24 protein-coding genes are annotated in these 26186 nt (G+C 57.8%); 11 read left to right on the top strand and 13 right to left on the bottom strand.

Features of this window, described 5'->3' with window-relative positions:
• The first annotated feature begins 152 nt into the window (after positions 1-152).
• The 5 genes from KVP70_RS32040 to tnpC all read left to right on the top strand — a co-directional run bounded on the left by KVP70_RS32040 (position 153) and on the right by tnpC (position 4517).
• Positions 153-572: a hypothetical protein gene (locus KVP70_RS32040; RefSeq protein ID WP_217946457.1), complete on the top strand. Its 420-nt coding sequence runs from the start codon at positions 153-155 to the stop codon at positions 570-572.
• Positions 569-1927: a TniQ family protein gene (locus tag KVP70_RS32045; protein WP_217946458.1), complete on the top strand. Its 1359-nt coding sequence runs from the start codon at positions 569-571 to the stop codon at positions 1925-1927. Before KVP70_RS32040 ends, KVP70_RS32045 begins: the two co-directional genes overlap by 4 nt.
• A 279-nt stretch (positions 1928-2206) precedes the next feature.
• Complete coding sequence (tnpA, locus tag KVP70_RS32050; protein WP_217946459.1) at positions 2207-2581, top strand: IS66-like element accessory protein TnpA; 375 nt, start codon at positions 2207-2209, stop codon at positions 2579-2581.
• On the top strand, positions 2578-2925 hold the full coding sequence (gene tnpB / locus KVP70_RS32055; RefSeq protein ID WP_217946460.1) for an IS66 family insertion sequence element accessory protein TnpB: 348 nt from the start codon (positions 2578-2580) through the stop codon (positions 2923-2925). The genes tnpA and tnpB overlap by 4 nt, the downstream gene beginning before the upstream one ends.
• A gap of 29 nt (positions 2926-2954) precedes the next feature.
• Positions 2955-4517 (top strand): IS66 family transposase, encoded by a 1563-nt coding sequence (gene tnpC / locus KVP70_RS32060; RefSeq protein ID WP_217946461.1) that lies wholly within the window; start codon positions 2955-2957, stop codon positions 4515-4517.
• Between the two features lie 244 nt (positions 4518-4761).
• Here the strand turns inward: tnpC and KVP70_RS32065 are convergent, their stop codons facing one another.
• Genes KVP70_RS32065 through KVP70_RS32080 form a run of 4 tightly spaced genes read right to left on the bottom strand, consistent with a single transcriptional unit; the run spans position 4762 to position 10996 of the window.
• Entirely contained in the window at positions 4762-7923 is a 3162-nt protein-coding gene (locus KVP70_RS32065; RefSeq protein WP_217946462.1) for an efflux RND transporter permease subunit, read from the bottom strand.
• Between the two features lie 36 nt (positions 7924-7959).
• Positions 7960-9126, bottom strand: a complete 1167-nt coding sequence (locus tag KVP70_RS32070) for an efflux RND transporter periplasmic adaptor subunit (RefSeq protein ID WP_217946463.1) — start codon at positions 9124-9126, stop codon at positions 7960-7962.
• A gap of 3 nt (positions 9127-9129) precedes the next feature.
• On the bottom strand, positions 9130-10374 hold the full coding sequence (locus KVP70_RS32075; protein ID WP_217946464.1) for a TolC family protein: 1245 nt from the start codon (positions 10372-10374) through the stop codon (positions 9130-9132).
• Positions 10367-10996 (bottom strand): cation efflux transmembrane domain-containing protein, encoded by a 630-nt coding sequence (locus KVP70_RS32080; protein WP_217946465.1) that lies wholly within the window; start codon positions 10994-10996, stop codon positions 10367-10369. The genes KVP70_RS32075 and KVP70_RS32080 overlap by 8 nt, the downstream gene beginning before the upstream one ends.
• A gap of 64 nt (positions 10997-11060) precedes the next feature.
• On the opposite strand from KVP70_RS32080, the gene cadR reads away from it, so the two are divergent.
• On the top strand, positions 11061-11456 hold the full coding sequence (gene cadR, locus KVP70_RS32085; RefSeq protein ID WP_229225236.1) for a Cd(II)/Pb(II)-responsive transcriptional regulator: 396 nt from the start codon (positions 11061-11063) through the stop codon (positions 11454-11456).
• 210 nt (positions 11457-11666) lie between these two features.
• On the opposite strand, the gene KVP70_RS32090 is transcribed toward cadR, so the two are convergent.
• Positions 11667-11879 carry a hypothetical protein gene (locus tag KVP70_RS32090; protein WP_217946467.1) on the bottom strand — a complete coding sequence of 71 codons (213 nt, stop codon included), beginning with the start codon at positions 11877-11879 and terminating at the stop codon, positions 11667-11669.
• The gene (locus KVP70_RS32095; RefSeq protein ID WP_217946468.1) at positions 11876-12301 is read right to left on the bottom strand and encodes a hypothetical protein; all 426 of its coding nucleotides are present in this window, start codon (positions 12299-12301) and stop codon (positions 11876-11878) included. The genes KVP70_RS32090 and KVP70_RS32095 overlap by 4 nt, the downstream gene beginning before the upstream one ends.
• A 187-nt stretch (positions 12302-12488) precedes the next feature.
• Here KVP70_RS32095 and KVP70_RS32100 point away from each other — a divergent pair, with 187 nt between their 5' ends.
• Entirely contained in the window at positions 12489-12749 is a 261-nt protein-coding gene (locus KVP70_RS32100; protein WP_175048165.1) for a helix-turn-helix domain-containing protein, read from the top strand.
• Positions 12750-13052: 303 nt separating this feature from the next.
• Here the strand turns inward: KVP70_RS32100 and KVP70_RS32105 are convergent, their stop codons facing one another.
• Together KVP70_RS32105 and KVP70_RS32110 are read right to left on the bottom strand one after the other, a co-directional pair.
• A complete protein-coding gene (locus tag KVP70_RS32105) occupies positions 13053-14300 on the bottom strand; it encodes a tyrosine-type recombinase/integrase (RefSeq protein WP_217946469.1) in 1248 nt (415 codons plus the stop codon).
• Between the two features lie 554 nt (positions 14301-14854).
• Entirely contained in the window at positions 14855-15565 is a 711-nt protein-coding gene (locus KVP70_RS32110) for a hypothetical protein (RefSeq protein ID WP_217946470.1), read from the bottom strand.
• A gap of 618 nt (positions 15566-16183) precedes the next feature.
• Between KVP70_RS32110 and KVP70_RS32115 the strand changes: the two genes are divergently transcribed.
• Both KVP70_RS32115 and KVP70_RS32120 read left to right on the top strand, forming a co-directional pair.
• Positions 16184-16936 (top strand): hypothetical protein, encoded by a 753-nt coding sequence (locus KVP70_RS32115; RefSeq protein ID WP_217946471.1) that lies wholly within the window; start codon positions 16184-16186, stop codon positions 16934-16936.
• Positions 16937-17147: 211 nt separating this feature from the next.
• A complete protein-coding gene (locus KVP70_RS32120) occupies positions 17148-17975 on the top strand; it encodes a DUF8758 domain-containing protein (protein WP_217946472.1) in 828 nt (275 codons plus the stop codon).
• Here KVP70_RS32120 and KVP70_RS32125 read toward each other — a convergent pair.
• The 4 genes from KVP70_RS32125 to KVP70_RS32140 form a co-directional block, all read right to left on the bottom strand.
• Positions 17932-18414 (bottom strand): DUF488 domain-containing protein, encoded by a 483-nt coding sequence (locus KVP70_RS32125; RefSeq protein ID WP_152802304.1) that lies wholly within the window; start codon positions 18412-18414, stop codon positions 17932-17934. The genes KVP70_RS32120 and KVP70_RS32125 overlap by 44 nt on opposite strands.
• A gap of 141 nt (positions 18415-18555) precedes the next feature.
• Complete coding sequence (locus tag KVP70_RS32130) at positions 18556-20223, bottom strand: UvrD-helicase domain-containing protein (protein WP_217946473.1); 1668 nt, start codon at positions 20221-20223, stop codon at positions 18556-18558.
• Complete coding sequence (locus KVP70_RS32135) at positions 20220-22124, bottom strand: ATP-dependent nuclease (RefSeq protein WP_217946474.1); 1905 nt, start codon at positions 22122-22124, stop codon at positions 20220-20222. The genes KVP70_RS32130 and KVP70_RS32135 overlap by 4 nt, the downstream gene beginning before the upstream one ends.
• 212 nt (positions 22125-22336) lie before the next feature.
• Positions 22337-22702, bottom strand: a complete 366-nt coding sequence (locus tag KVP70_RS32140; protein ID WP_217946475.1) for a hypothetical protein — start codon at positions 22700-22702, stop codon at positions 22337-22339.
• A gap of 205 nt (positions 22703-22907) precedes the next feature.
• On the opposite strand from KVP70_RS32140, the gene KVP70_RS32145 reads away from it, so the two are divergent.
• Both KVP70_RS32145 and KVP70_RS32150 read left to right on the top strand, forming a co-directional pair.
• Positions 22908-25253 (top strand): KAP family P-loop NTPase fold protein, encoded by a 2346-nt coding sequence (locus KVP70_RS32145; protein WP_217946476.1) that lies wholly within the window; start codon positions 22908-22910, stop codon positions 25251-25253.
• A gap of 131 nt (positions 25254-25384) precedes the next feature.
• Complete coding sequence (locus KVP70_RS32150; RefSeq protein ID WP_217946477.1) at positions 25385-25783, top strand: hypothetical protein; 399 nt, start codon at positions 25385-25387, stop codon at positions 25781-25783.
• A 15-nt stretch (positions 25784-25798) separates the two neighbouring features.
• On the opposite strand, the gene KVP70_RS32155 is transcribed toward KVP70_RS32150, so the two are convergent.
• Complete coding sequence (locus tag KVP70_RS32155) at positions 25799-26080, bottom strand: hypothetical protein (protein WP_217946478.1); 282 nt, start codon at positions 26078-26080, stop codon at positions 25799-25801.
• Between the last annotated feature and the right edge of the window lie 106 nt (positions 26081-26186).

Below are 26186 nucleotides of genomic sequence, written 5' to 3' on the forward strand. Positions count from 1 at the left end.
AAAGCGACGGCGAACCCGGCGTCAAGACCATCTGGCTTGGCATGAAAGAGATCTACGTCGCCGCGAAAACAATGGGGAAATTACGAGACCGGGCCAACGCCAAGAATTGTGTATAACGGCGTGGGTTAAGGGAGCGCGGTAGGCTGGATTTAGTGAGCCGCTTCACCCTGAGGCAGGTACAGTTTAAATCGCTCAAGGAAGAGTCAGATTTTACAAACCTATTTTCGATAATGGACAAGGCCTGCTACCCTGCAAACGGCGATTGTCCATGGACGAAGTACTTTGCTCCGAATGCTTGGGAAAGTGGACTTCGGATGGAGACACAGGTAACGCCAATGCTGCGCTCACTGAATGACTTGGTCCCCGGAGGAGTTAGCCGTAACGGCGTATCAGCCCGCCAGCTATTTTTGGCAATTCGTCGTTTTCTCATCGCTATTGCCGAATTAGATATTGGGCACAAAGCTCTACCTGCAGATCTCTGGAGTGAATGCAATCAATATGCGCTGATCGCTGAGGCGGCAGCAATTGCAAGTAGTGAAAAGAAGGGGCGCAGATTAAAGGTAAATTTATGAGTGCCCCTCATCTTTTGCTTGGGATGAAACTTACGCCTTTGCCTTTCGAATCATACGATTCGGCAAGCGCCCGATTAGGATGGCGTAATGGTAAGTCTTATTTAGAGCTATTTGAACATTCAAATAAATTTCGTGAATCCTTTCCACGTGTTTTTACCCAAGACGACTACTGGCGCACACTCACGTGCTGGCAGGACAAGCTGGAAATTTTCCAAATCGGCTCACTCCTAATCACCACCTTTCGCTATTGCCCATTTTGCCTGCTAGGCGCTTACCACAGCGTTTTCTTTTCCTATGAGTTCGTCCGGACTTGTCCTATACATGGATGCGAATTAACTGATTTGTGCCAACATTGCGGTAAGAAGCCCTTTCCTTTAAAGCGCGGTAACTGGCTGAGCCAGTATCGGTATCGATGCAAACAGTGTAAGAACTTTTTATCCGGAGAGGAGCCAAGTCTTTCTGAGCACTTGATCTTGCGCGACCATGCCACTGTGATCGAGCAGAGATTTCAACCTTTCAGGGATTATGCTCTTAGGTTGAGTTCACACGGCACAATGACGTCCAGCATTAAAGATCGAGATTTAATCGAGAGGGCTGAACGATTTAGCGTATTTCATTCTCAAGAGCAGTTGCTCAGGATTATTTATCATATGCACGCTCAAGCGAGCGAGGCTAGGGCATCAACCTTCCGTGGGATCGTGAAGTTGCAATGGAAGATTGACCGTTTTTCATGGGGACGAGATTTGACGAATGATGAGCGCACCCGGTCACAGGCTATGAAATTGAGGCAACGCGAATACCAAGCTACTTTACGACGGCTCGAAGCTTGGGTCTTTAATCATCCAGATGAGATACACGAAATTTCGGCTGCGTGCATTCGCTTTAGAAATTCCGAGGGGAATGAAGAGAGCATCGGAAGCTGGCCGCGACTAGTTCTGACCTACTGTTTGTTACGTTATACACTGGAGGGACGTGCATTCTACTCCGCAATCAATCTTCATGATGCAACAATTATCACCATGCCACCGCCGCTTGAAAGATGGTATTTTGGTGCGCGCCTGCTTCGAGTCGTGCTCCACGCTTATTTGCTAGGGTTGTTTGGCGTCATTCATGCCATCGCTTTAAAATATAGTGATTGGCCAATTCAGAAATTATTTGAAGGTACTGGCTTTCCAGCAAGTGTTCTTACCCCTATTCTTGGCGGGCGTGTAATGAAGATGGAAAAAGGGGCAATTTTTTTCCCGAAAGTCGATGGTATGCCACTTTGGCCGTTCGTGCGCAGAGACCGACCGATGCAAGAGATTGGCGAGCCCGACGGCTCGGAATGCACAGTATTATCTAAATGGAGGCGCTAAGTCTGTTCGTTTGCTCGATGGACTGCTCCTTGCTCTTTCGCTCAGTGAATCGCCCCCTTGAGTTTGGCCCGCCTTCCACTGTCAGCCGAACGCCGCCGCGAGCTGGACCAGCTTGTCGACGGCGCAGTCGTCGGCCGCGCCCGGGCTCCCCGGTATGCCCGATGGCAGGAGCGTATAGTTAAAACACACATCATCTGTAAGCGTCGGCCCTGCACCGTCTGTTCATAGCGAGCAGCGTCTGCCAAAGTAGTTCCCGTTACTTTTTTAGCGGGAACTACTTTGGACACTGAAGTGGAGTCGGGCAATCGTAGAGGACGGCCAAACTATTCGCCCGAGTTTAAACATCGACTCGCGGTGGCAGCATGCGAGCGTGGCGTTTCGGTATCGAAACTGGCCCAGGATCATGGCATCAACACCAACATGCTATTCAAATGGCGGCGCGACCTGCGCGCCGGCCTGCTGACCGGGCCGGCCACGAGTGAGACCAGGCTGCTGCCGGTAGTGCTGAAGCCGTCTTCACCGTCAGCAAAGCCGGCCAGCGGCGCCGCTAGCGGGGGTTCTATCGAGATCACCATTGCCGATGCCACTGTGCGAGTCTGCGCCGGCGCGGACGCGGCGTTGCTGCTGCTGGTACTGCAAAGCCTGCGCGCATGATTGGCTTTCCTGCCAGCACCCGGATTTGGCTCGCCGCCGGCATCACCGATATGCGCGCTGGCATGAACGGGCTGGCGGCCAAGGTGGAGACTGCGCTGGCCGAAGATCCTTTCAGCGGCCACGTCTTCGTGTTCCGTGGCCGGCGCGGCGACATGATTAAGGTGCTGTGGTGGACTGGCGATGGCCTGTGCTTGCTGGCTAAGCGTCTTGAGCGGGGACGCTTCGTCTGGCCGCAGGCCGACAGCGGTAGCGTGGCACTGACGCTAGCCCAGCTTTCCATGCTGTTGGAGGGAATCGACTGGCGCAGACCAGAGCGCACCTGGCGGCCGACGTCGGCCTTGTAAACGTCATCGGCCTCGCGTAAACTCGCTTCATGATCACTGCCGCCGACCTCCCTGACGATATCGCTGCCCTGAAGGCATTGCTATTGGCAAGCGTACGTCGCGTTCAAGAGCGCGATGACCAAGTCGCAGGACTGGAAGCGCAGTTGAACACGCGCACCGCCGAGATCGAGCATCTCAAACTGTGGATCGCCAAGCTGCGGCGCATGCAGTTCGGCCGCAAGTCCGAGAAACTGGACCACCAGATCGAGCAGCTGGAATTACAACTGGAAGATCTGCAGGCCGACGGGGCCGAGGCGGCACGCGAGATGCCGGCGGCCGACCAGGCGCCGCGCAAGAAGTCGGTGCGCCGGCCTTTGCCCGATCATCTGCCGCGCGACGAGAAGGTCTATGCGCCGACGACCGATGCGTGCCCGGCCTGTGGAGGCGGCCTGCGCCCGCTGGGCGAGGACGTGGCCGAGCAACTGGAGTTCACACCGGCCAGCTTCCGCGTGATCCGCCATGTACGCCCCAAGCTGGCGTGCGCTTGTTGCGACGCCATCGTCCAGGCGCCGGCGCCGAGCCGACCGATCGAACGCGGCATCGCCGGCCCCGGTCTGCTGGCGCATATTCTGGTGGCCAAGTTCGCCGATCATCTGCCGCTGTATCGTCAATCGGTCATCTACGCCCGCGAAGGCGTCGACCTTGACCGCGCGCTGCTGGCGAGCTGGGTCGGCGCCGCCAGCGCGTTGCTGCGTCCGCTGGTCGATGCTGTTCGACGCCACGTGCTCGACGCATCGAAGCTGCATGCCGACGATACCCCGATTCCAGTGCTGGCGCCGGGCAATGGCAAAACCAAGACGGCGCGCTTGTGGACCTATGTGCGTGACGACCGGCCTTCGGGCGACACCTCGCCGCCGGCGGTCTGGTTTGCCTATACGCCCGACCGCAAGGGCATCCATCCGCAAACACACCTGGCCAAGTTCAAGGGCGTGCTGCAAGCCGATGCCTACGCCGGCTTCAACGCCTTGTTCGAAGACGGTACGATCCACGAAGCGGCCTGTTGGGCGCACGCGCGGCGCAAACTCCACGACCTGCATGCGGCGCGACCGACGCCGCTGACCACCGAGGCGCTGCGCCGGATCGCCGAGCTCTATGTGATCGAGGCCGAGATCCGGGGCAAGCCGCCCGACGAACGGCGGCAGGTTCGGCAAGCCCGCTCGCGTCCACTGCTCGATGACCTGGAACGCTGGCTGCGCACCACGCTTGACACGCTCTCGCGCAAGTCCGACACGGCGGCGGCGATCCTGTACGCGCTCAAACTGTGGCCGGCGCTGCTGCGCTACTGCGACGACGGCGCAATCGAGATTGATAACTCTGCGGCCGAACGCGCCTTGCGTGGCGTGGCCATTGGACGCCGCAACTATCTGTTTGCCGGCGCCGACAGCGGCGGCGAGCGCGCCGCCGCGATCTACTCGCTGATCGGCACGGCCAAGCTGAACGGTGTCGACCCCGAAGCTTGGTTGCGCGATGTGCTGGCGCGCATCGCCGATTATCCCGTTAATCGCGTTGATGACCTCTTGCCTTGGAACTGCAACCTGTCAGCGGCATCCTGAGATGACGCCGCTTTCCAGCGGCGTCGTACATTGATTAATTGTCGCCGTGCTTACGACGTTGGTGGGCACAGTCTGACCTTGAGATCGCTTGAGCAGACGCCAGTGAAGATTGAGGCAGAAATTGATGGCCTTCCACTGCACGCAAGCCGGCGGCGGCAAATCTTCCGCCACGGTTGCTCACAATCCCTGTTGAGGGCAATCCGTCACGCGATAAGCTCCCGAGGTGTTGTGGCGGTCAGAATTGCTAACCGTTCGGCTTTCCGATTCTTGCGTACAAGGCGGGCAACACAAACAGTGTCAACAGCGTCGCCGTGATGAGACCGCCGATCACCACTGTCGCCAGCGGGCGCTGCACTTCAGCGCCGGCGCCGGTGGCTAACGCCATCGGCACAAATCCGAGCGAGGCCACCAAAGCCGTCATCAACACCGGGCGCAGCCGACGTTGCGCGCCCAGTCGGACCGCTTCGCGCCATGGGTGGCTCTTCGCAAGATCATGAATCGCTTCCATCATCACCAGACCGTTCAGCACCGCAACGCCGGATAGGGCGATAAAGCCAACCGCCGCTGAAATCGAAAACGGCAGGCCGCGTGCCCATAAGGCCACAATGCCCCCGATCAATGCCAGCGGTACGCCAGTGAAGACGACCGCCGCCGCGCGCCAGGATCCCACAGCGGAGTAGAGCAGTACAACCACCAGCGCGAAACAAGCCGGGACGACCACCATCAGTCGCGAACGGGCGCGCTCCAGGTTTTCAAACTGTCCGCCCCAGGCCAGCCAGACGCCGGGCGCCCGCTGCACTTTGGCGTCGATGGCGCTCTGCGCCTCCTGCACCACGCCGGCGATATCGCGACCACGCACATTGGCCTGGACCACCACACGCCGCTTGCCGTTCTCGCGGCTGATCTGGTTGGGCCCCTTGGCAAGCTCGAGCGATGCCACCGAACCCAACGGTACGAAACTGCCAGTCGGCGTCAGTACCGGCAACTGCCGCAAGGTTTCGATGTCGTTGCGCGCCGCGTTATTGAGCCTGACCACCACGTCGAAGCGACGGTCGCCCTCGTACACGGTCCCCGCCTCGCGACCGGCCACGGCCGCCGCCAAGGTGTCGAAGACATCCTGCGCGGTCAACCCCACCCGCGCCATGGCGTCGCGGTCGGGGCGCGCGGCCAGCAGCGGCAAGCCCTCCACCTGTTCGACCGTAACATCGACGGCCCCGTCGACGCGGCGCAACTGCTCCGCTACCTGTTCGGCCGTGCGCAACATCGTGGGGTAGTCGTCGCCGTAGACCTTCACCGCGATATCGCCCCGCACGCCCGCCAGCAGCTCGTTGAAGCGCATCTGGATCGGCTGGGTCAACTCATAACTCTGCCCGGGTATGTCGGCTACCGCGTGCTCGATCTTTTCCACCAGCTCATCTTTGCTCATCGAGGGATCGGGCCATGACTTTCGGTCCTTGACGATGATGAATGTATCGGTGGCGTTTGGCGGCATCGGGTCGGCCGCAAGCTCGGCGGTGCCAGTGCGCGAAAACACCAGTTTTACCTCTGGCAGCCGCGCCACCGCTTTTTCCACCGCAAACTGCATGGCCTGGCTCTGGTCGACCGATGTCCCTGGAATGCGCGCGACTTGCAGTAGCACGTCCTGCTCATCGAGCGTGGGCAGAAATTCTTCGCCCAATGTATGGAACAGCAGTAGCGCGCCGGCAAACGCGGCGGTAGCGATGCCGGCGGTCCACCAAGGCCGCCCGAGTGCAAGGGCCAGCCAAGGATGGTACCTGCGTGAGGCTGCCGCGATAATGCGATTTTCCTCATGATTGACAGGCCGAGACAGCCACAGGCCAATCGCCGCCGGCACCAGCGTCAGCGACAGCGCAAAGGCGAACGCCAGCGCCAGGATCACCGTCACCGCCATCGGCGTGAACATCCGGCCTTCGACGCCTTCGAAAGTCAGCAACGGCACGTAGACCAGCATAATGATGGCTTGGCCGTAAACACTGGGCCGTATCATTTCGCGCGCCGCTGCCGCTACCACCTGACGGCGCGCGGCCTTGTCCAGGGTCCGGCCGGCGGCATGCTGTTGCTCGCCGAGGCGGCGCAAGGCATTCTCAACGATGATGACCGCGCCATCGACGATCAGACCGAAATCCAGCGCTCCCAGGCTCATCAGATTGGCCGACAGGCCCATGCGTAACATACCTGCCGAGGTCAGCAGCATCGTCACCGGGATGACGGCGGCGGCGATGATCGCCGCGCGAAGATTGCCGAGCAGGGCGAACAGCACGGCGATCACCAACAGCGCGCCTTCGGCCAGGTTGGTCGATACCGTGCGGATGGTCGCGTCAACCAGCCGGGTGCGGTCCAGCACCGGCTTGATGATCACGCCGGGGGGCAGCGAACGGGCGATCTCCTTGAGCCGGGCGTCGACGGCGGCTGCGACGGTGCGGCTGTTCTCGCCGATGCGCATGACCGCTGTGCCCACCACCACTTCGACACCGCCTTCGGATGCCGAGCCGAATCTGGTTTCCTGGCCGATGCCGACGGTTGCCACTTGCGACAGCAGCACCGGCGTGCCGTTGCGGGTGGCGATCACCGCTTTGGCCAGCTCGTCGATGCTGCCTACGCGAGCATCGGCCTGCACCGTCAGCGCCTCGCCATTTTGCAAGACGATACCGGCGCCCGCGCTGGTGTTGTTGCGCTCAAGCGCTTCGGCCAGCACCGTCAGGCTGATGGCAAAGGCGGCCAGTCGTTGCGGATCCGGCGTCACCACATATTGCTTGACGTAGCCGCCAATGACGTCGACCCCGGCCAGTCCCGGCGTGTTCTTTAGCTGCGGCGCTACGATCCAGTCCTGCACGGTGCGCAGATAAGTGGCCTTGTCGACTGCGGTCCGCAGGATCTGACCATCCGGAGCGAGGTAGCTGCCATCGGCCGCCATGCCTTTGCCTCCCTGGTTACTATGGGTATTGGCGAATTCGACCGTCCACATATAGACGTCCCCAAGACCGGTGGCGATCGGTCCTATCGAGGCCGTCACGCCAGGCGGCAGCACGCGCTCCGCAGTACGCAGTCGTTCAGAGATCTGCTGGCGGGCAAAGTAGATGTCGGTACCGTCCTTAAACACCGTGGTGACTTGCGCAAAACCGTGGCGTGTCAGCGAGCGCGTCGACTCCAGTCCCGGAATGCCGGCAAAGGCTGTTTCGATCGGGTAAGTGACCTGGCGCTCAAGCTCGGCCGGCGCTAGCGCAGGCGCGGCCACGTTGATCTGGACCTGGGTGTTCGTGATGTCCGGTACGGCGTCGATCGGGAGCCGCGCCATGGCCAACGCGCCCAACACGGACAGGAACAAGACACCTAGCAGGACGTGCCAGGGCCGCGCGACGGAAAAATTCACAATGCGTGCGATCATGCCGCAGGCCCTCCGGAGGCATGCATGAGACCGTGCTTAGTCATGGTGGTCTCCTGCAGCGCCCTTGCCGTGTTCAGCCTTCAGGATGAAGGTATTGCCGACGGCGATTTGTTCCGCTCCGGTCAGCCCGCTCTGCACGGTGACGTAGGCGCCGGCGATGCCGCCAAGCGCCACGTGCCGGACCGCAAAGCCTTCCTTCTCACGCACAAATACGGTGGGCTTGTCTTCGATGGTTTGCACGGCGGTGCGTGGGATCGCCATGCCGCCGGCGCCGGGCGTGGCGGGCAAAGCAATGCTGGCCCGGACGGTCTCGCCGACCCGCCAGTTGGCCTTGCTATCAGCCAGCGTAGCGATTGCGCGGACTTGGCGGGTGTTAGGATCGAGCACGCGGGAGAGCTGGCTGATGCGTGCACGCGCCGTGCGGTTTTCCGCCGTGATATCGACTGGCGCACCGACCGCAAAACGGCCGGCGTCGGCCGGCGACAAGGACAGTTCGACCGACAGGTTGCCAAGGTCTGCCACCTCGAACAATTTTGTGTGCCCGTCCACCACGTCACCCATATTGATCTGCCTGAAAGTGACGATGCCGCTGATGGGCGCCAACAGGCGCAGTTGCCCGGTCTGACCCGAGCCCGCGCCCGAGCCCGCGCTGCGCAATTGCTGTTGCGCCAGCCGCAGCCGGGCACGCGCTTCGTCCAGCGCCGCCTTGGAGTTGTCGTACTCCTGCCGGGAAGAGACTTTCTGCGAATACAAGCTTTCCTCACGCTGGAACGTGGCCTCGGCCAGCGCGCGCTGGCGTTCGGCGATGGCGGCGTCGGCGGTAAATTGCGCGACTTCCCGGCTGTCGATGATGGCCAGCACGTCGCCGCGTGCGATTGGGTCGCCCAAGCTTTTGCGAACGTCGATCACGCGACCACTGACCGAGCTGCTGACAGCGGCCGAACGTTGTGGATCGACGGCAATCACGCCGGGCGCGTCAATCGCTCCGGCGAAGTCGCGCCGCACGACACCGAGTTCGATGTTTGCCGCCTGAATCTGCTTGTCGCTAAGCTTGACGAAATCCGCGTGCTCGTCCGCATGTTCTTCCTTGTGTGCCGGCTGGGCGCCGGCCTCGGTTTCCGGCTCGGCTTTGCGACCGCATCCGGTCACGACGAGCAGTGCAAGCAGTACGCTCAGCAGGCTGGCGCGATAGAGGGATTGCATGGGTTAATCCTTGTAAAGGGGGGCGATACTGCCGCGCAGGTAGGCCAGATGCGCTTGGGCCGTGTGAAATGCCGCCAATGCATCGATGGCCGCCTCGCGGGTTTCGGTCAGCGCGCGCTCGGCCTCGATCAATTCAAGTTGCGGAAATTTTCCTGCCGAGTAACCGAGCCTGGCGATACGCGCCGCTTCTTCGGCTGCCGCCAATGCCGGGCCGCGCGCGGCCTCGGCCGCCGCCAGCGCGTCGGCGACATCGACTTGCGCATGTGATAGCGCTTGTTCGACTTCCTGCATCGCCGCGCCCCGTTCGGCCTGGACGCGCTCGTAATCGGCCTGACTCCTGGCCAACGCTTGCGAGCCCCGGTTAAACAAAGGCAAAGGAATAGAGATGCCCAACACTGCCGCCCGGTCCGGGCTATCGCCGAACCGCCGGCTGCCGGCAATCAGCGTCAGGTCCGGTATGCGGTCGCGGCGGGCGGCGTCGACCCGCGCACTGGCTGCCGCCAGTCGCGCCTCTGCGGCGGCCGCAGCCGGGAGCGTTACAACTTCCTTGTTGTCGCGTGCTGTTACCGGCGATTCGAACCACGTGGCGGCAACGAGGTAAGGCGCCCGGGCGCCGGTGTATCTGCCCAGGTCCGTCAGCGCAAGGTTTAACGCGCGTTCCGCTTTGCCCAGCTTGACTTCGGCATTGACCAGCAAGACACGCGCACGTTCCTCTTCGATCGGCGACGCCTTTCCAACCGCCACCCGTTGGTGCGCCGCGCGCGCCGCTTGCCCGGCCAGTTCATGGCCGTCGCGCATCACGTTGAGGCGTTGTTCGGCCGCTGCCACAGCAATGAACGCGACCGTGACACGCTGCGTAATATCGGCGCGGGTGGCGTTCAGGCCGAGCTGGGTAGCGCCGCGTTCGGCTTCGGCCACGCGGCGGCGCGCTTCGCGCTTGCCCCCTAATTCGATGGGAACCGACACCGCCAGCGTGCGTTCGCTACTACCGAAGTCGGCGTATCGGCCCGTTCCCATGACGTTTTCAGCCTGGTATGAGAGGGTTGGATTGGGCGCCAGCCCCGCGACATCGACGTTCGCATCGGCCGCCCGAAGTGCAGCCTCGGCTGCCGCCAGCGCCGGGGCGCTCTGCTGCGCCCGGGATATCGCGTCGGCTAACGTCAGCGTGGTGGTTTGCGCATAGAGCGGAGGCGGGAGCAGTGCGCCCAACAGCACTGACGCAATGACAACAGAAACGCGTTTATGCATGTTGTTTCTCTAGGTTGTGCAATTCTTGCCGGGCGCGGCCGATTACCTCACGCGCCGACGTCAGGCCGAGTATCGCCATGATCGAGGCCACGGCGACGTCGGGCCACGCGGCGCCGGTGCCAAACACGCCCAATGCGGCCAGCAAGACGGCGCAATTGCCTATCATGTCGTTACGCGTGCAGAGCCAAACTGCACGCATGTTTGCATCCCCTTCGCGGAAGGCGTACAGCCACCACGCAACTAAGCCATTGGCGGCGAGCGCAAGGACGCCGACCGCGCCCATGGTCTCGGCTGCGGGCGTATAGCCTCCCAAACCGGTCCACAACGCGCGGACCAGCACGACGAGTCCAAATATGCCCATCACTAAACCTTTAGCGTAGGCGGTGCGGCTGCGCCAGACTGTCGCCATGCCCAGCACGAACAGCGAAACGCCATAGTTGGCGGCGTCGCCGAGGAAATCCATGGAGTCAGCAAGCAGTGAGGCCGAATGCGCCTGCATGCTGGCAACGACTTCAACTAGGAACATGACGGCGTTAATCAATAGTGCGAGCCACAGCACTTTACGGTAGCGTGGGTCCGGTGCGCGTCCGGAATCGCAGGAACCAGAACAGCAATCAGCCATGACAACCTCCCGTTCAAAAGTACATTAGAATCCCTGTAGCTACTACAAGGTCAAGGGGAATGTGATGAATTTGAAAATAGGCGAGCTGGCGGCGCGAACTGGTTGCCAAGCCGAAACCATCCGCTATTACGAACGACGGGGCTTACTGGACGCTCCAACCCGCTCTGGCGGTAACTACCGGCTGTACGGCGCCAGGCACGTGGATCGCCTGACTTTCATCCGTCGCTGTCGGGGGCTGGACATGTCGCTCGACGAAGTGCAGTCGCTGCTGGCGTTCCAGGATCATCCCGAGCAGCCATGCTGCGGCGTGAACGACTTGTTGGACCAACATATCGGAGAGATCCAGCGCAAGATGTCCGAGCTGCAATCGCTTCAGGATGAGCTGTTGCGGCTGCGCGCACGTTGTCAGAGCACGGGGCGGGTGCGCGAATGTGAAATTCTACGCGACCTTGTCTCGTAACCGATTAGTCGTTTGGCGCTAAGATTCTTCGAACATTTCCAGTACGAATTTTCGCCAACAAGCTCTATAAACTAAACCTGGCAGCTATCTCGCAGTCAAGACGTCGTTTGGCATACGCTTACCATCATCTATCGAGCCGCCCAGCACCTCGCCGTCCACATTATGCCAATGGGTGGTTGCTTGCCATGAGACGTAGGACAACGCCGCAGATCATTTGATTGGTTTTGTTGGCTTGTTCTTGGCAGCCTCAAGTTCCGCGTCAAGCATCTTGTCCGACTCGGCCAGATCGCGCTGACGTTTTGCAATCACCTCAAGACCTTTGTCCCGTGCTTCTTTGGAGTCGACATAGACGATCACCCGCTCATCTGACTTGGAACAGCTGGCCACGCACAGTGCGATGGCGATCATGGCGAAAAATTTCATCGTTTATTTCCTTTATTGCGTGCCTCCGGACGGGAGTAAATTTTCTGTTTTTCTTGGTCAAACGTGGCGAGCTGCATATCAGCGGTGTGCCCCATCTGACGATGATCACGCGCAAAAAAGATGGCTGCCTGTTCGTCCGCGGCGGGCAATGTCCAGACTTCCTCGACTTCCTCCATCACCCATCGGCCGCTTTCCGCGGGCAGCAACATGCTCAATTGCGAGATTTTGCGGCGCACGTCCTGGACGACGTCCTGACAAAGATCGATAACGTCCGCTTCGCGCCATAAGAAACAGCTCTCGTGCAGCCATATGCCGTCTTCCTTGACGGCGTGGCAGACGAAGTAATATGGGACGCGAAGCTCCATCGTTACCGCTCGCCACATCCTTGTGCCAAGTCCATGCAGGGCAGGGATGGTACGCATGGCGTGATCATCCATTGTTCTTAGCATAATAAATTCCTTTAGCGGTAGCGCCGTCCCATGTATGGCTGGGGCACTTTGCAGACGCGGTTTCACGTCACAGCAGATTTCCGCAAAATTACCAATATATTGTGAAGACGAAATAATACCCTAAGACGAAGATCACTCCCAATATATTGGGAGGAATTTTTTGGACGATCCAGCGATCGCGTTCGGCGTGGTGTTGCGAGCTCTTCGCAAGGAGGCGGGGCTATCGCAGGAACAGCTTGGTCTTGAGGCGGGGGTGGAACGCAACTACGTGAGCCTGATAGAACGCGGTATCAATCAGCCTTCCATCCGGGTCATCTTTAAGCTGTGCGCTGCGCTTGACGTGCGCGCGTCTTCGGTTATTGAAGCCGTGGAAAAACAGCTTGAATCCAGTACTTCCAAAGTCACTTCGAAGCGACGCTGATTAACCTGCGCAGGAAGTTACTGCAGGCTTGTGCTGCGCAGGTGGAAAGCGGGCTCTGTTCGGAAAAAAACGAGGAAAAAAAGAAAACCGAATAGAAAAAGAGGCGCTTACGCGCCTTTAGCTATGGATGTTTCGCTTCTACGAGAGACGTTCCCAGCGTTGCCATGTACAGTCATATTGATTTCTTGGCGTGCCGTCAATCGCAAAGTCACAGCATGGGTGGCTACCGCATTGCGCCGTTGCGCCCACCGTGGCGGCGAACAGCCCATCGGCAAGAACAAAGGAGCAATGGACGGAGGCATGCTATTCGGCAGCGAGAAAGTCTGGCCTGCTGTCGTTGCTCGCACGGATCAGGTCGAGTGCCTCCTGCTCGGTGTAGATCATTGTTGTGGCCAGGTCGCTATGGCCAAGCCAAGCTGCGACGGTGCGCACGTCCTGTCCAGTCAGGAGGGCGGCCTTGGCAAAGGTATGCCGAAGCCAGTGTGTTGAGGCCCGACGCAAATGCGCCGCTCGCTCAGGCTCACCAATTTCATCCAGTATTTTGGCCGCCTTTTCCAATCTGCCTTTGACAATATGGTAGAGGCCGTGGCGGGTAGCAACAGGCAGCCAAGCTTGGAAAAACCGCCGCGACTCAACGTCCTTGATGACGCGCCCGCTGGCATGGGCTTTGGTACGGTCAGTTTTGACCGACAGGATCAACGATACTTTCTCGACCAAGGAGGGTTCAGCAGCCATGCCAAATGCCTCGCGATACACGCCGAGTGCGGCCATGACGACTTTCGGGACAGGCAGCTTTCGCTCTTTGCGCCCCTTTGATGTTTCCTCACCGATCCGCATGACCCAGTACGTGCGCTTATCTTGCGGGTCCGATAGCTTATAGAACGCCGACATACTCGCTTTAATCAATTCGCTGGCACGAAGGCCTAGCTCGCGCAGTGCGATGAGGATAAAGCGGTCACGCGCCGCCAGTTGCCTGGCGGTGAACGTCCGCTTTTCCTCCGCATCCATCGCCTCAAACACCATATCGTAAAGGTCAATCGACACGGCCCGCTCCGGGTTAATCTTACGCATGGTGCCGGCGCCGTGTAAGGCCATCGGGTTGATGTGAATGTAGCCCATGTCCCGCCAGGCGCGAAACATCGCATGGACAAACCGTTTGATGTCGGCCTGACTGCTGATGGCCGGCTGCTTGCGAAATGGCGAGTATCCTGGATCGTGTCTGCTGGCGAAAGCGCCAGTCAGCGGATCTCGGGCGCAAATGGCATCTTCGGGCACATCCGCCAGGTATTTGCAGAACGCGTCAACGTCCTGCATCGTCCATCGGGAGGGGGTGACGGGGTGCACGTTCTCACAGAACCAGCGCACTTTATCGAGGTGATACCCATATGTCGCGACCGTTTCAGCCGAGTTTTTACGTCCCCGCGTTGCAATCGCATCAAGCCAAACTTGCGCCGCCTGCCAATCGTCGGCGACCGGGCCCAGCCCGTGGGCATGCGTGAGCGTGCTGACTAAGTCGTCGTTTTGTACACTCACTGGAACCAAATCTGTCACTTACGTCTTCCTTCTCAAAAATCAACCTTCGAATGTCTTCTGCCAAGAATGTTTCGGCATCATAACTTTAGCGTCTACCAGCTTATGCGCAAGTGTTTTAACAATCGATGCGCTGCCGTGCCCCCGGCCTCGCGATTGGCTTGGAGATCATGGGGAGAACACAGAATTCGGAAAAGATCCGGCGCTAAGCTCGCTTACCCCAGTTTTACGTTCAACTGCCGGATAGGCCAGTCTTGACTGCATAGACATCACTATTAAAATTATTAAATAAAATTTAAATAGTGTTAGTGCTTAATTAGGCTAGCCTAATTAACGGCAGTCGTTATTAAAGGAACTCCCTTGAACGCACCAGATGCCGGTCGGCTCGGCCGCTATGTCACCAATCAACGCGGCCATTAAGAAAATCTAAGTAACTTAATTTGTGCAGTAGTCGGTTTGAATCAACGCCGCGACAAGCAAGCCTTTCCGGCAGCCGCGCAATTTAAAGCAGCCTCACCTGGGCCTTAAAGACGGTATTGATGATCGTATGAGCGGCGACCGCATGTCGGCGAATCTTAGCGTCCGCCCGTCAATTCACCCACCAACGCCGCATGGCAGTCCGACAATGCCTCAGCCGTTCGACGTAAAGTCGCAATCATGGCCACCGAGTCTCCATTTTTGAACGAGTAAGTGTCGACAATCTGATCAGCCTGATCGGTAAACAGGAACATCTTCACCGGCCCCTGATTTGCCGAGATAGCACTAATAAGACTATCGGGGCTGTCCCGCTGGATAGCGGATTTTTTCTTGTCTTGATCGCCGTGCCTGGTAACCGGATAACGGAAAAAAGTACTCGACGAATCGGTCGCATCAATATCGTCGATCCACTCATCGAGCTCTGCGGGAAGCGACCAGTCGGTAGTGGTATTTGATCTTAGATAGTCGGCCTGGTCTGCGAATAGCTTGCGTACGTAAGCGAAGAGCGGCATCACAGCATGGACGTTGTACATCGGCTTCCACTTCCCAGCGACGAGTACTTGCGGTTCTGCGATGCCTGGTGGCTCGCCATATGGGAGCGTCAGTTTTCGATGAAAGATGATGATCACTGATTTGAGGAACAACTCGATGGCGTGCCGGTAAAGGAAACTGACCGGTAAGTGAGCGTTCAGGAACGACGTTGGCTGCCCCGGCACATGCAAGGCATCGGCGGCGTCTTTGAAGGAGTCGGCCACCGCGCCGAAGCCGCGGTCGAAGTGTTCGTCTAACGGCATCATCATGTAGTGCATGTACAGCCTCTCGTCATCTTTAAGCTTGCATCAGCGTTTTTGGCGATTCTGGATCTATCGGTTTCTTCAACTATAGCGTGTTGGCATGAGCAGCCTCCGAATGGCGGATCGAAAAGAACGACAGATCCAGAAAAGCCAGCAACTATGCCTCGGGTCATGGCCCCTATTGTGCCTAGAATAATAACTTTGCCGCAGCCGAAAGCATATCGTTGCCACGGATACTTCGCTTTACAGCGCCAAATCCTTGAGAGGTCTAGAGTGTTTAACCGGCGGCGTAGGATATATATACACAAATATATGCATGTATAGCCTCTATAGCTTATACATGGTTATACATGGCTATACATTTCTGCGATCCATACGAATTGACGTTGGCTTGAGCGCTTTTTCTGCAAAAAAAATCTTGCACTAGCCTCATCCGGAACATGTAGCTGAACGCATACCTTTGCCGCACTAAAACGGACGCATAGCCTTGCCAAACGGCGAAGTTATGGGTATCGGCAGACCTATGGGCGGTTTAAGTGCCATTTATTTATGACGATTGTCTTTCACGCCATACCCAAAAATTCCAGTAAAATAGTTTCCGTAGGGAATCAATAACGACAATGGAAGGGTTTCATGAACGTACTTCGTACAATTTCTCGGGCATGGCACAGTGTTACGAGGGGCAAGAACTCGGCGGTCGGCACTTTCCGCCCGGAAGATTTTTATGGTCTGCAGCCTCGATCGGCCCACGCCTACAGAGAACAGTTTGATGTGGCAGAGAATTTTACTTGCGCAATAGGGGCGTCTGTTGAACCAATAAACTGGATAGATAAAACCGTTATCAACGACGAGACACCTTCTATCATCGAGCCGATGCTCATGGCAGCCGGGATCACGGACCTTCGCCAAAGCAAGGCGCAGTGTTTGAAATGGTCGGCCTATCTGGTGCCGCATGTCGAGCGAGCATTCGGGATACGCGCCATCCTCACAATCGGCCAGCTTTGGCGTGAGAATGACCCGCTCTTCAATCCGACTTGGGAGCAATTTCACCGACTGCATGAAGAAGGTTTTTCCCTTGAAGACTTCGGTAAAAATGGGACCGGCTTCAACTTCCATGCATGGATAACGCTCGAAACGGGCGAGATCCTCGACTTCACGCTCTTGTCCAGTTTGGCCGACGCTGTACCGAAAAAATGGGGAGAGATGGCGGGTACTGTGGTTGGGGGATATCCAGAGGAAGTGATCAAGCACCATCAGTATGTTCCAATGGTGCTTGGCCTCGACTTTGCGCACACGTTGAACAAACGCAGCCCCGTAGCGCTGCTGGCGGAGAGCACACACGATCTACCCAAATTGCCGATGTTCGTAGCGGCCGTACCCATTTGACGTTCCTGCCGCGTGTCACGGCGACGCTCTGTACTTTCTTACTCCAGGGGTCGCCGGACGGCATAGTGGGACACGCTAGTCGCCTACGATCGGCCAGAATGGAATACAGCGCTGCGGCAGGCCTGCCCCCCTGCACAAGGTGTTAAAAAAGATATATGATAAAAGAAAAATAACAGTAATATCCAAATATCTATCCGGGGAAGGCAGGCGCATGGCGAGCAAACTGGAGCGTATCCTGATCTTGGCTAAAACCTATCCGTCGCCCAGCGCCAAACATACCGAGACTTCGTGCGTCGCCGGCATCAACGAGCATGGCCAGATGCGCCGCCTTTACCCCGTGCCGTTTCGCATGATCGCTGAAAACCAGCAATTTCAGAAGTGGCAATGGGTGACGCTGCGCATTGAAAAATCGCCGGCCGATCATCGTCCTGAAAGCCACAAGGTATTTGTCGATACGATCCAGATCGGCGAAACGATACCGCCGGATAAGGGGTGGGCGTTTCGCCGTCCTTGGTGGGAGAAGATCCCCACGTTCGGCAGCTTTGACGCACTGGAACAGGCCAGGCAAACGCAGCACATCAGCCTGGCATTACTGCGTCCAAAGCGCATTGAAAGACTGGAGATCACGGCGGTCGACAATCCAGAGTGGACTGATGAGGAACTGACCAAGCTGTCGCAGGAGCAAAGCCAAGGCAACTTGTTTTCAGAAGACGAACAGCGCAAGCAACTCAAGCAGCTGGAAAAGATGCCATTCGATTTTCACTACCACTATCTATGTGACACGCCGGACGGCGAACGCGCTTACCGTCACAAGATCGTAGACTGGGAAGTGGCCATGCTGTTCCGAAACTGCCGCAAGTCGCATGGGGATGCCTGGGAAACGCCTTTCCGGGCAAAGCTGGAACAGGATTTCGCTGCACGCGATTTGATGTTCATGATGGGAAATATCCATCGGTTTCAGCACCAGTGGCTCAATATCAGCCTGATCTATCCGCCTAAGCCAGCGCCAGGTGACGCTGCGCAGGGTTGTTTGTTTTAAGGGCTGCCGCTTGCAGGTGGTTGATCTGCAGGCCGCAGTCCTGGTGGACTGCGTCGGCCACCATGGATCGATGGCACATCTGGTAGTCGGCCTCAAAGCAAAGCAGCGCGCAATGACTTTCCTGTGCGATTTCGGATAATTCCGCCACCACGGCGCGTTGACTGGTGAGGTAGCGCTTGAAGTCGCGTTTGTAGCGCGACCAGTCGCCGTCTTCCCGATACTGGTTGCGGATCGGTTTGGGGCACCCCAGCGCGACGATATGACGATAGCCCAGGCCATTGGCCTGTAAAATTTCCCGCAGCCCGTTCTTTGAAAAACCGCGCTTACGCGACAACGGCAGTTCGCGAATATCGACCACCGTATCGACCTTGCCCAGTTTCAGCAGCTTGATGAACTGGTCGATATCCAACCCTTCGTAGCCGATTGTAAAAATACTCATAATGAATTCCTTGTGAGGCCGCAGTTTACACGATTTCTTGCGATGGACCGCTCCAACGGCCGCTTCAGCGCCGCGCGTGTGCCGGTTCACCGCGCCAGTTCGCCAGTCTCCCGGCTTGGCGCCCCCGCCGGCTCTGCTGCACTATGCAGGGGCCAGGAAGGGGAGCGCGTACCCCAGGAACTCATTATGCGGGCGACGGACGACATCCCACCGCTTCTGGTAGTTCGGCGGTTTGGGCCGTTGATCGGCGTAGGTCAGCACCAGCCGACGCTTTGCCCGCGAGACGCCGACGAAGAACACACAACGCTCGTCGGCCAGATTGCCAAAGAACGCTTGCTCCTCGATCCCGATCATGATCACCGAATCAAATTCCAGGCCCTTGCTTTTGTGGATCGTCAGCAAACGCACCGCCTGATCGTCAGCAAAACGATTCAGTGCCGATGGTAGCACCGGTTCCAGTTGGAGCAACTCCTCAATCTTCGTCTTGACCTGCTGGATGACCTCTCTCAGCCGAGCGTGTGTTTCATAGTCCGGTGACAGGGCCACCAACGTCTCCAGGCCAACCGCACTGAGAAATTGTTTCGCGTGCTCCCACCAACCATCGTAAGGGGCACCTAGCAACTGCGCCATTGCGACTTCTTTCCTCTGCTTCTTCACAAATTGATGAAAGGCGCGTCGCTTGGCGGACTGCAGGTCGTCATCGTCATATGGCAGCAACTGCTCCGACAGCCGTGTCCAGGCCTTCGGCTCGCGCCGCCTGTACAAGCAGGCGAGGAAATCGACAATCAACCGGGCTGCCGGTTCCGCCGACAAGTCCTGCAGCTGCGTTTCGTTGCGATACGGGATGCCCAAACGCGTGAGCGCCTCCATCAAGTCGAAGGCATATTGATCTGGCAATTTGGAAACCAGTACCGCCACCTCGGAATAGGGGAGCTTGCCACCTTGGGTCCAGCCCGCGATCAGGTTGGCCAGATAATCGGCCTCTTGGCGGCTATCGGGAAAACGCCAGGCAAATACTTCGCCCCCTTCACCGGTCAGCTGCTCCGGCGGCATTACGGAAGCCGGGTCCAAGACCCGAATGATGTCGTTCTGCATGCGCAGGAGCTTGGGCTGCGAGCGGAAGTTGCGGTACATGTTCAGCGGCACCGCCGCAAAGTCACGCGCGTAGAGTTGAAAAATCCCCTCCAACGCACCCGCCCAGCCGATGATTTTCTGCTTGACGTCACCGACCGCAGTCATGCGGATTGCCGTCCCTTTGAACGCCACTTTGATCAGCTCGTACTGATCACCCGTGCAATCCTGGAACTCATCGAGAAACACGTCCGTATAGGTTTGGCGGATGGCATTGCGGGCACTTGGGGACTGCCGCAATATCTTAATGGCGAGGGGGAGGAGGTCTTGGAACGTGATTTGCGAACGCGCGACGCGATTGTTCCCGATCTGATAGCCAGGATCGAGGGTGTCGGCGCCGGTGAGCACCGGACGAAACCGGTCGATAATGCGCTTGGCAAAGGCGTGGAAGGTATGACTGTCAAACCGGCGCCCCAATGCGGCGCCGCAGCGTCGCTTGACGCGCTCTTTGAGGTTGGTGCTGGCGTCCACCTTGAACGATATGGCCAGGATGCGCTTGGGATAACGGCACGTGCCGGTGCGCAGCAGGAAGTCTGCCCGTTGCGCCAGCATCTCCGTTTTGCCTGCACCGGGCCCCGCGGTCAGCGCCAGGTTCGCCTGTCGCTCCCTTGCCGCGCGCAAGGCGTTCGGTTCCAGTGTCAGTCCGTCGGCCGGCGCCCATGCATCGGGCGCAATCATTCCGGCAGCTCCGACAGGCGTGCAATCACTGCGTCGGCAAGCCGCGCCAACGAAGATGGCATTGCCGCCAGCATCGCTGCATCGGTGATCTGTGCCAGTGCCTCGATGTGCGCGGCAGGTTTGCTACCGACTTTGAACAAGCTGTGGTAAGTGCCAAATAGCTGTAGCTGCGCTTGCGCATACTGCTGTGCACCGTGGTGACTCTTGCCCAGCACGGCCTTCACGGTATCGGCGTCAGGGTCTTCCAGCGTTGCGTCGTATTGAACGGGGAAGGCCGTAAGCAGCGCAAAGTCCAGGTCCATCGGGGAGGAGAAGAAAACGCCACGTTGTTCCAACTGCTCGAAATAATTGAAAAAGGTGAGTACTTTATGCGTGTCATCGTTCCACTCGGGTATGACGAAATTAGCGGGTAACTGCTTGGCCGGCTCGTGCTTTCCGAATTGATCGTTCACATACTTGATCCGGCCCCAGCCCCCGCGGAACCTGGCCAGATCCAGATCCAGCAACGTGAGGTAGGGGATCTGGAGCTCGGACAGCAGACGCCAGAAGTGATTGACGTGGCGCCCGCCGAGTGGCGCCACTGTCACGCCCGATTCATCCACGGGCGCCCCTTTTGCGCGCAATAACTTAGGCAGGACGATTTCCTCGCTGTCGCCTTCACCAAGCACGACCAGCCGCGAAAAATAGATCTCGGGGAACGCCTGAACAGCTTCCCGAACAAATTTGTGCGCTTCGTCCTGGGCCTCTGGCAGGCGTATGGATCGCACTTGCGTCGTGCGTCCCGCGTTCAAGCGAAGATATCGGATGTTTTCCGGCGGTACGCGCCGCAACATCGAAGGCGCATGGGTCGCGATCAGCGCCTGGGCGTCACCGTCGCTGGTGATCTTGGCCAAGGTGTTGACGATACGGCCGAGAAAATGCGGCGACAAGCTGTTCTCAGGCTCTTCGATGGCGATGATGGTGAAGACTGGGGGACGCAGTTTCTCGACATCGAAACTGGTGTCTTCTCCTGTCAGCACCTTGCGACCGATGGCGTGGGATGACACCACCAGGGACAGGTACAGCATGGACTTCTGGCCATCACTCAGCCGCGAGAAGTCAGCGACGCGATCGTCGTGCGCAGGGGAAAAGGAGATCGACAGATGGCGAAGTAAGGCTTCTACTTCGGACGCCGCGAAAGTGATCTTCGGATCCGCAAAATAACTCCCTTTGTGCAGCGACGTCCACGTTTCGGAAAGACACTCGCTAAAAGCGCTGATGGACGGGTTGCTCGACAGGCGCTCGGTGATTTGGTCTGTCAGTTCCTTGATGCCGGCCCGCTCGTTGTCCCAGTTGACAGCCCGCAGCATCCTGCCCAGCAGCGCGTTTGCACCGTAAGCGATATGGTCTGCCGGATCACGGCGAGCCGGCAGGTAGTGGACATGAATTTCGTTACGCTCGGCCTTGGGTACCTGGGCGGTACTCACAATGGTGCCATCCTCCTTCACGTCGAGGACGTACACCAGCGATTCATCAATTTCACCGGCGTCGGACAGGGTCGCTTCCAGGCGGAAGCGAACGCGCACCAGGCCGTCGGCCTCGTCGAGCCGCATGTGTCCGAAGTTGGGTGCGACGCCATCGCTCTCTTCACCGTCTTCCAGTTCCGGGAACACGAAATCGACCTCAATCCAGAGCTTGCGCTCGGCTGGCACTTCGGCTTCGTCGTGCGGGACATGAAAGTCGGATTTTTTGATACGGCGAAGGGCCGGATCGAAGGCAAACAATCGGCAGATCGCTTGCAGCGCGGCGGTCTTTCCCGAGCCGTTCGGCCCGATCAGGTAGCACAACTCGGGGACGGTAAAGCTGACGGGATCTGGCCCAAAGGATTGAAAATTCGACAGGCGGATGAGGTGCAGGTTCATGGCTGGAAGGCTCACTAGATTGAAGGTGTCGTTTTTGTTATGTTGCGTGTCAGCCAGAGAGTATTGAGGAAAAACGATGCCCCAATTCTCTCCATTCGTCACACTTGGATCCTGTTTATGTCTTTTTGAGTATCTCCGAAATATCGGCGCCGCTGCGGCACGCATTCTGGCGGAACGTTTCCAGCAGCTGGCTGTCGAGCTGACGCTGGCTTTCAAGATACGCGACGCGCTCCCTCCAGGTCCGTGTTTCGCCCCGCGTCGTCGATCGCCACCAGCCCGAACTTCCTGAGGTCGCTCACCTCGGCGGTCAGCTCGCTGATCGCTTCGCTTTGCGCGGCCACAATGCCACGTAATTTCTCAACTTCGTGCTCCTGTTCGACAGCCCTTTGACGGGACTGGCTCAGCGCCGCCTGCAGCTGCGCATCGTTGGCCCGTTCGGTACGCAGTTCCAACTCGGTTTCGTGCAGCCGGTCCACGTAAAAGGCGGCCTGGGCCGTGGCGGCCCCGTCTACGCGGCGATTCTGGGTCATCGCCTCGGCGATCGTGTTGGCAATTAAGGCGGGCAGGGCAGATGGCATCGCAAGCGGTGCCTGGGGGACTCGAACGCCGATTCGACACGCGTGGTTTCAGCGGCAAGCGCGGCCTTTTCGGCGGCGAGTGTGGACGTCAACGGCCGCCGGTCCGCGTAGGTGCCCAGCAAGCGCCGGCAAACGGCGGGGTTAGCTATTTTGAACGACAGAAAGTTGTAGCTACAATGGGCTTCATTTTTTAAATACGAAGCTTATGAACAGGATATTTTCCCGCGCCTCAGCCTGGTTTGCTCGCAATCAGGCCAGGCGCGCTGCTTTGGCGTCGAGAGCCGAACAACTTGACAGCGGGATTGGAGCAGACGCCCCCATCCGCACTGCCTCTCAAGATCGTCTCAGGAGAACAGATTTCGCCGAGCGTATTGCTGGTGTGCTTTCTGAGTTGACCTTGCGTGAGGGGAGAGTGTTCGCGATACGGGGAGCGTGGGGTTTCGGAAAATCTTCATTGAAGAATCTGATCACAGAAAAGCTCGATACCAGGCAAAAGGGGGCGGATTGGGTGGATTTCAATCCTTGGCAATGGGGCGACGGCGACGCAATCGCGCGAGCCCTTTTCAGCCAGATCGCGGATCGTCTTGGCGGAGATCATTCTCAAGCAGCACGGTCACGCGCAGAAACGTTGCGCCGCTACGGTGAGATGCTAACTGGCGCCGGGTCATCGTTGAAGGAGTCAGACGGGAGCAGCAAGTTGATTTCCTCGCTGCTGACTAACACATCTGTTGTTGTCGTAGCCTCCGCCATTGGATTCGACCTACCGATTGCTGCACAGGTAGCCGCGGGCCTGGCCACGTTAGCAATAGTAGCGCCGCTGATTGGACGCGTCCTTTTGTATTTGGGGCGTCATCACCGAGAAAGTGAACCACTGAACAAAGTGCGATCAGCGCTGGAAAGTCAGCTTCGCGAGCTGGACCGACCGTTAGTTGTGTTTGTCGATGACATCGACAGGCTCGAACCGGAACAAATTAGGACGCTCCTACGACAGGTAAAAGCTAACGCTAATTTGCCTAACATTGTTTTTGTCCTGCTTTTCCAGCCCAGCATTGTTGAAAGCGCTTTAGATCCAGTTGCCAATGGCGATGGCCGCGCTTTTCTGGAGAAAATTGTTCAGACAAGCTTTGACTTACCAGCAGTGTCGGCCTCGGTGGTACACGCGGTCTTCGCGGAAGAACTATTCAAACTTGCCGAGCCTTATGCCAATGAGGCGAACGGAGTATCGCAACAGCGGTGGGGCAACGCATTCGTAGGCTGTATCCAGCCCAGGCTGCGCAACATGCGTGACGCGCGCCGCCTGATTTCATCTATTGCGGTACATTTACCCTTGCATGTGGCGGGAGATGTATTTGAAGTGAACTTGATCGATTTTCTTCTTCTTGAAACCCTGCGGGTCTTCGAGCCTGATCTTCATTCCGCGCTTTTTCGGGAAAGATCTCTAGTTCTGCAAGAACGCAGGTTTGGTGGGGACCGCCGAGATGATGAAAACAAGGCAGCTGCAGAGCTGCTCATTGGGATTGTATCGGAGTTGCGGCGCGACATAAGTCGGGACACACTTAAGAATTTATTCCCCACTCTAGAATGGGCCTATGGCGGAACGCGTTATGCCGAAGGATTTTATCCAAAGTGGCTTGCTTCAAAACGTGCCTGTACGGGGCGTTACTTCCCCAGATACTTTGAACTTCAAACGGCCGAAGGCGAAATTTCAGATAGTCGTTTTATTGCGTTCATTGAAGCTGCGGCAACGGAGGAAGGGCTAGCCGCCGCAATTTCGGGCGCGGAGGTAGACGGCCTATTGGACTCATTGGTGGAGAGGTTGGATGAGTCTGCTGCAGACCTGCCCGTAGTGAACGCCAGCGTGCTTTTGCCTGGCATGTTCCAGATCGCGCAGAGATTTGCAGGTGCCAGCAATGTTGGAATGTTTGGTTCACCTTGGATTTCCGGATGGCGAGCCGTAAGTTGGTATATAAAACGCATTCCTGAAGATGTACGGGGTGAACATGTGATCGCTGCACTTCGTAAAACGGAGGCGCTTTCGGTAGCCGCAATGATGATTAATCTAAATGATCCGGCTGCCAGAAACGAGGACGACGCCGATCAGTTTGAACCGACGTTGGATTTGCCGACCATTGAAGCGTTGAAGCATGATTGGCTTGCTTTGATACGGCGCCGAGCGCAGCCAGTTGAGACTTTAATCTCCGAACCTGACCTTGTTTCCTTGCTCTATCGGTGGCGGGATTATGCTGGGTCACTTGATGAGCCTCGCGCGTGGATGGAGCAAGCCATCAGCACTGATGCAGGATTCGCCAACATAGTGACTCGTCTGGTAGGCACTGTTACCACGCACGCCGATGGCGATCTAACCTACACCACGCACAAGCGGTTTAACAAGGAAACAATCGCTGACTTCATCGGTATCGATGCAGCCAGACTTCGATGCGATGCCATTGATCTCTCGGCATTTCCGGAAAACCGAGCTGACCTGGAAACTCTCAAAGTTTCTATCGAAAGGTGGCTTGGGTTGAGGGAGCGTGATGCGTTCGATATTTAAACTGGTGATATTTTAATCAGCCTGTAGATTCAGCGAGGTATATTTTGTACAGTGAGCAGTTTGCGAAAGCGGGGAAATTTACACGATCGCTGGGCTTTCAGATTTCGCCTGTGCCCATAGTATCCTGTGATTTGGTCACCCAGATCAATGGTCAAAATTTGACGGCCAGGCTCACAGCGGCAGGGATCACGAGTCTCGTCGGCAGCGCGTTCCAATGCTTGAAGTGGAGCTACGCATTACTTCCTCTGGTAGAGGAGGCGCTCGGTTGCAAAATTACCCTGACGGCTGGCAGCGTTTACATCGAAGATAGTGCCGCCTTCGATCCGTCGTACGATGACTTTTTACGCTGGCGTGATCTAGGCATCACTACTAGCGATTTCGTCGAAACAAAAGATTTTAACTTTCACGTTTGGTATACCCTTCCCAATCTGCAGGTGCTTGATTTGACTTTATGGTCTTCGCTCGCGGTGACGTGGAATAGACCGCCATTGGCTGGACGGGTTGATGGTGTGCCGTTGCTCAGTGACTAAACGCCAGGAACCTGTTTATGTCTTTTTGAGGATCTCCGGAATATCGGCGCCGCTGCGATATGACTTCTGGCGGAACGTCTCCAGCAGCCGGCTGTCGAGCTGACGCTGTCCTTCCAGATAGGCGGCCCGATCCTTCCAGGTCCGTGTCTCGCCGCGGGCGTCGTCGATGGCCACCAGCGCGAACTTCCTGAGGTCGCTCACCTCGGCAGTCAGCTTGGTGATCGCTTCGCTTTGCGCGGCCACAATGCCACGGAATTTCTCAACTTCCTCTTCCTGTAAAGTGGACCCGTCAGTCAAGACACTCTGCCAGTTAATTTAAGCTGTGCTCGTTTCCACTTCATCAGCTGCTCGGCGCTGTCCCGCACTGCTCTTTTCCTGTGACGTTTCACCGTCATCGCCGAAC

Source organism: Duganella violaceipulchra, assembly GCF_019166075.1.
In the GTDB taxonomy this organism is placed as follows: Bacteria; Pseudomonadota; Gammaproteobacteria; order Burkholderiales; family Burkholderiaceae_D; genus Rugamonas; species Rugamonas violaceipulchra.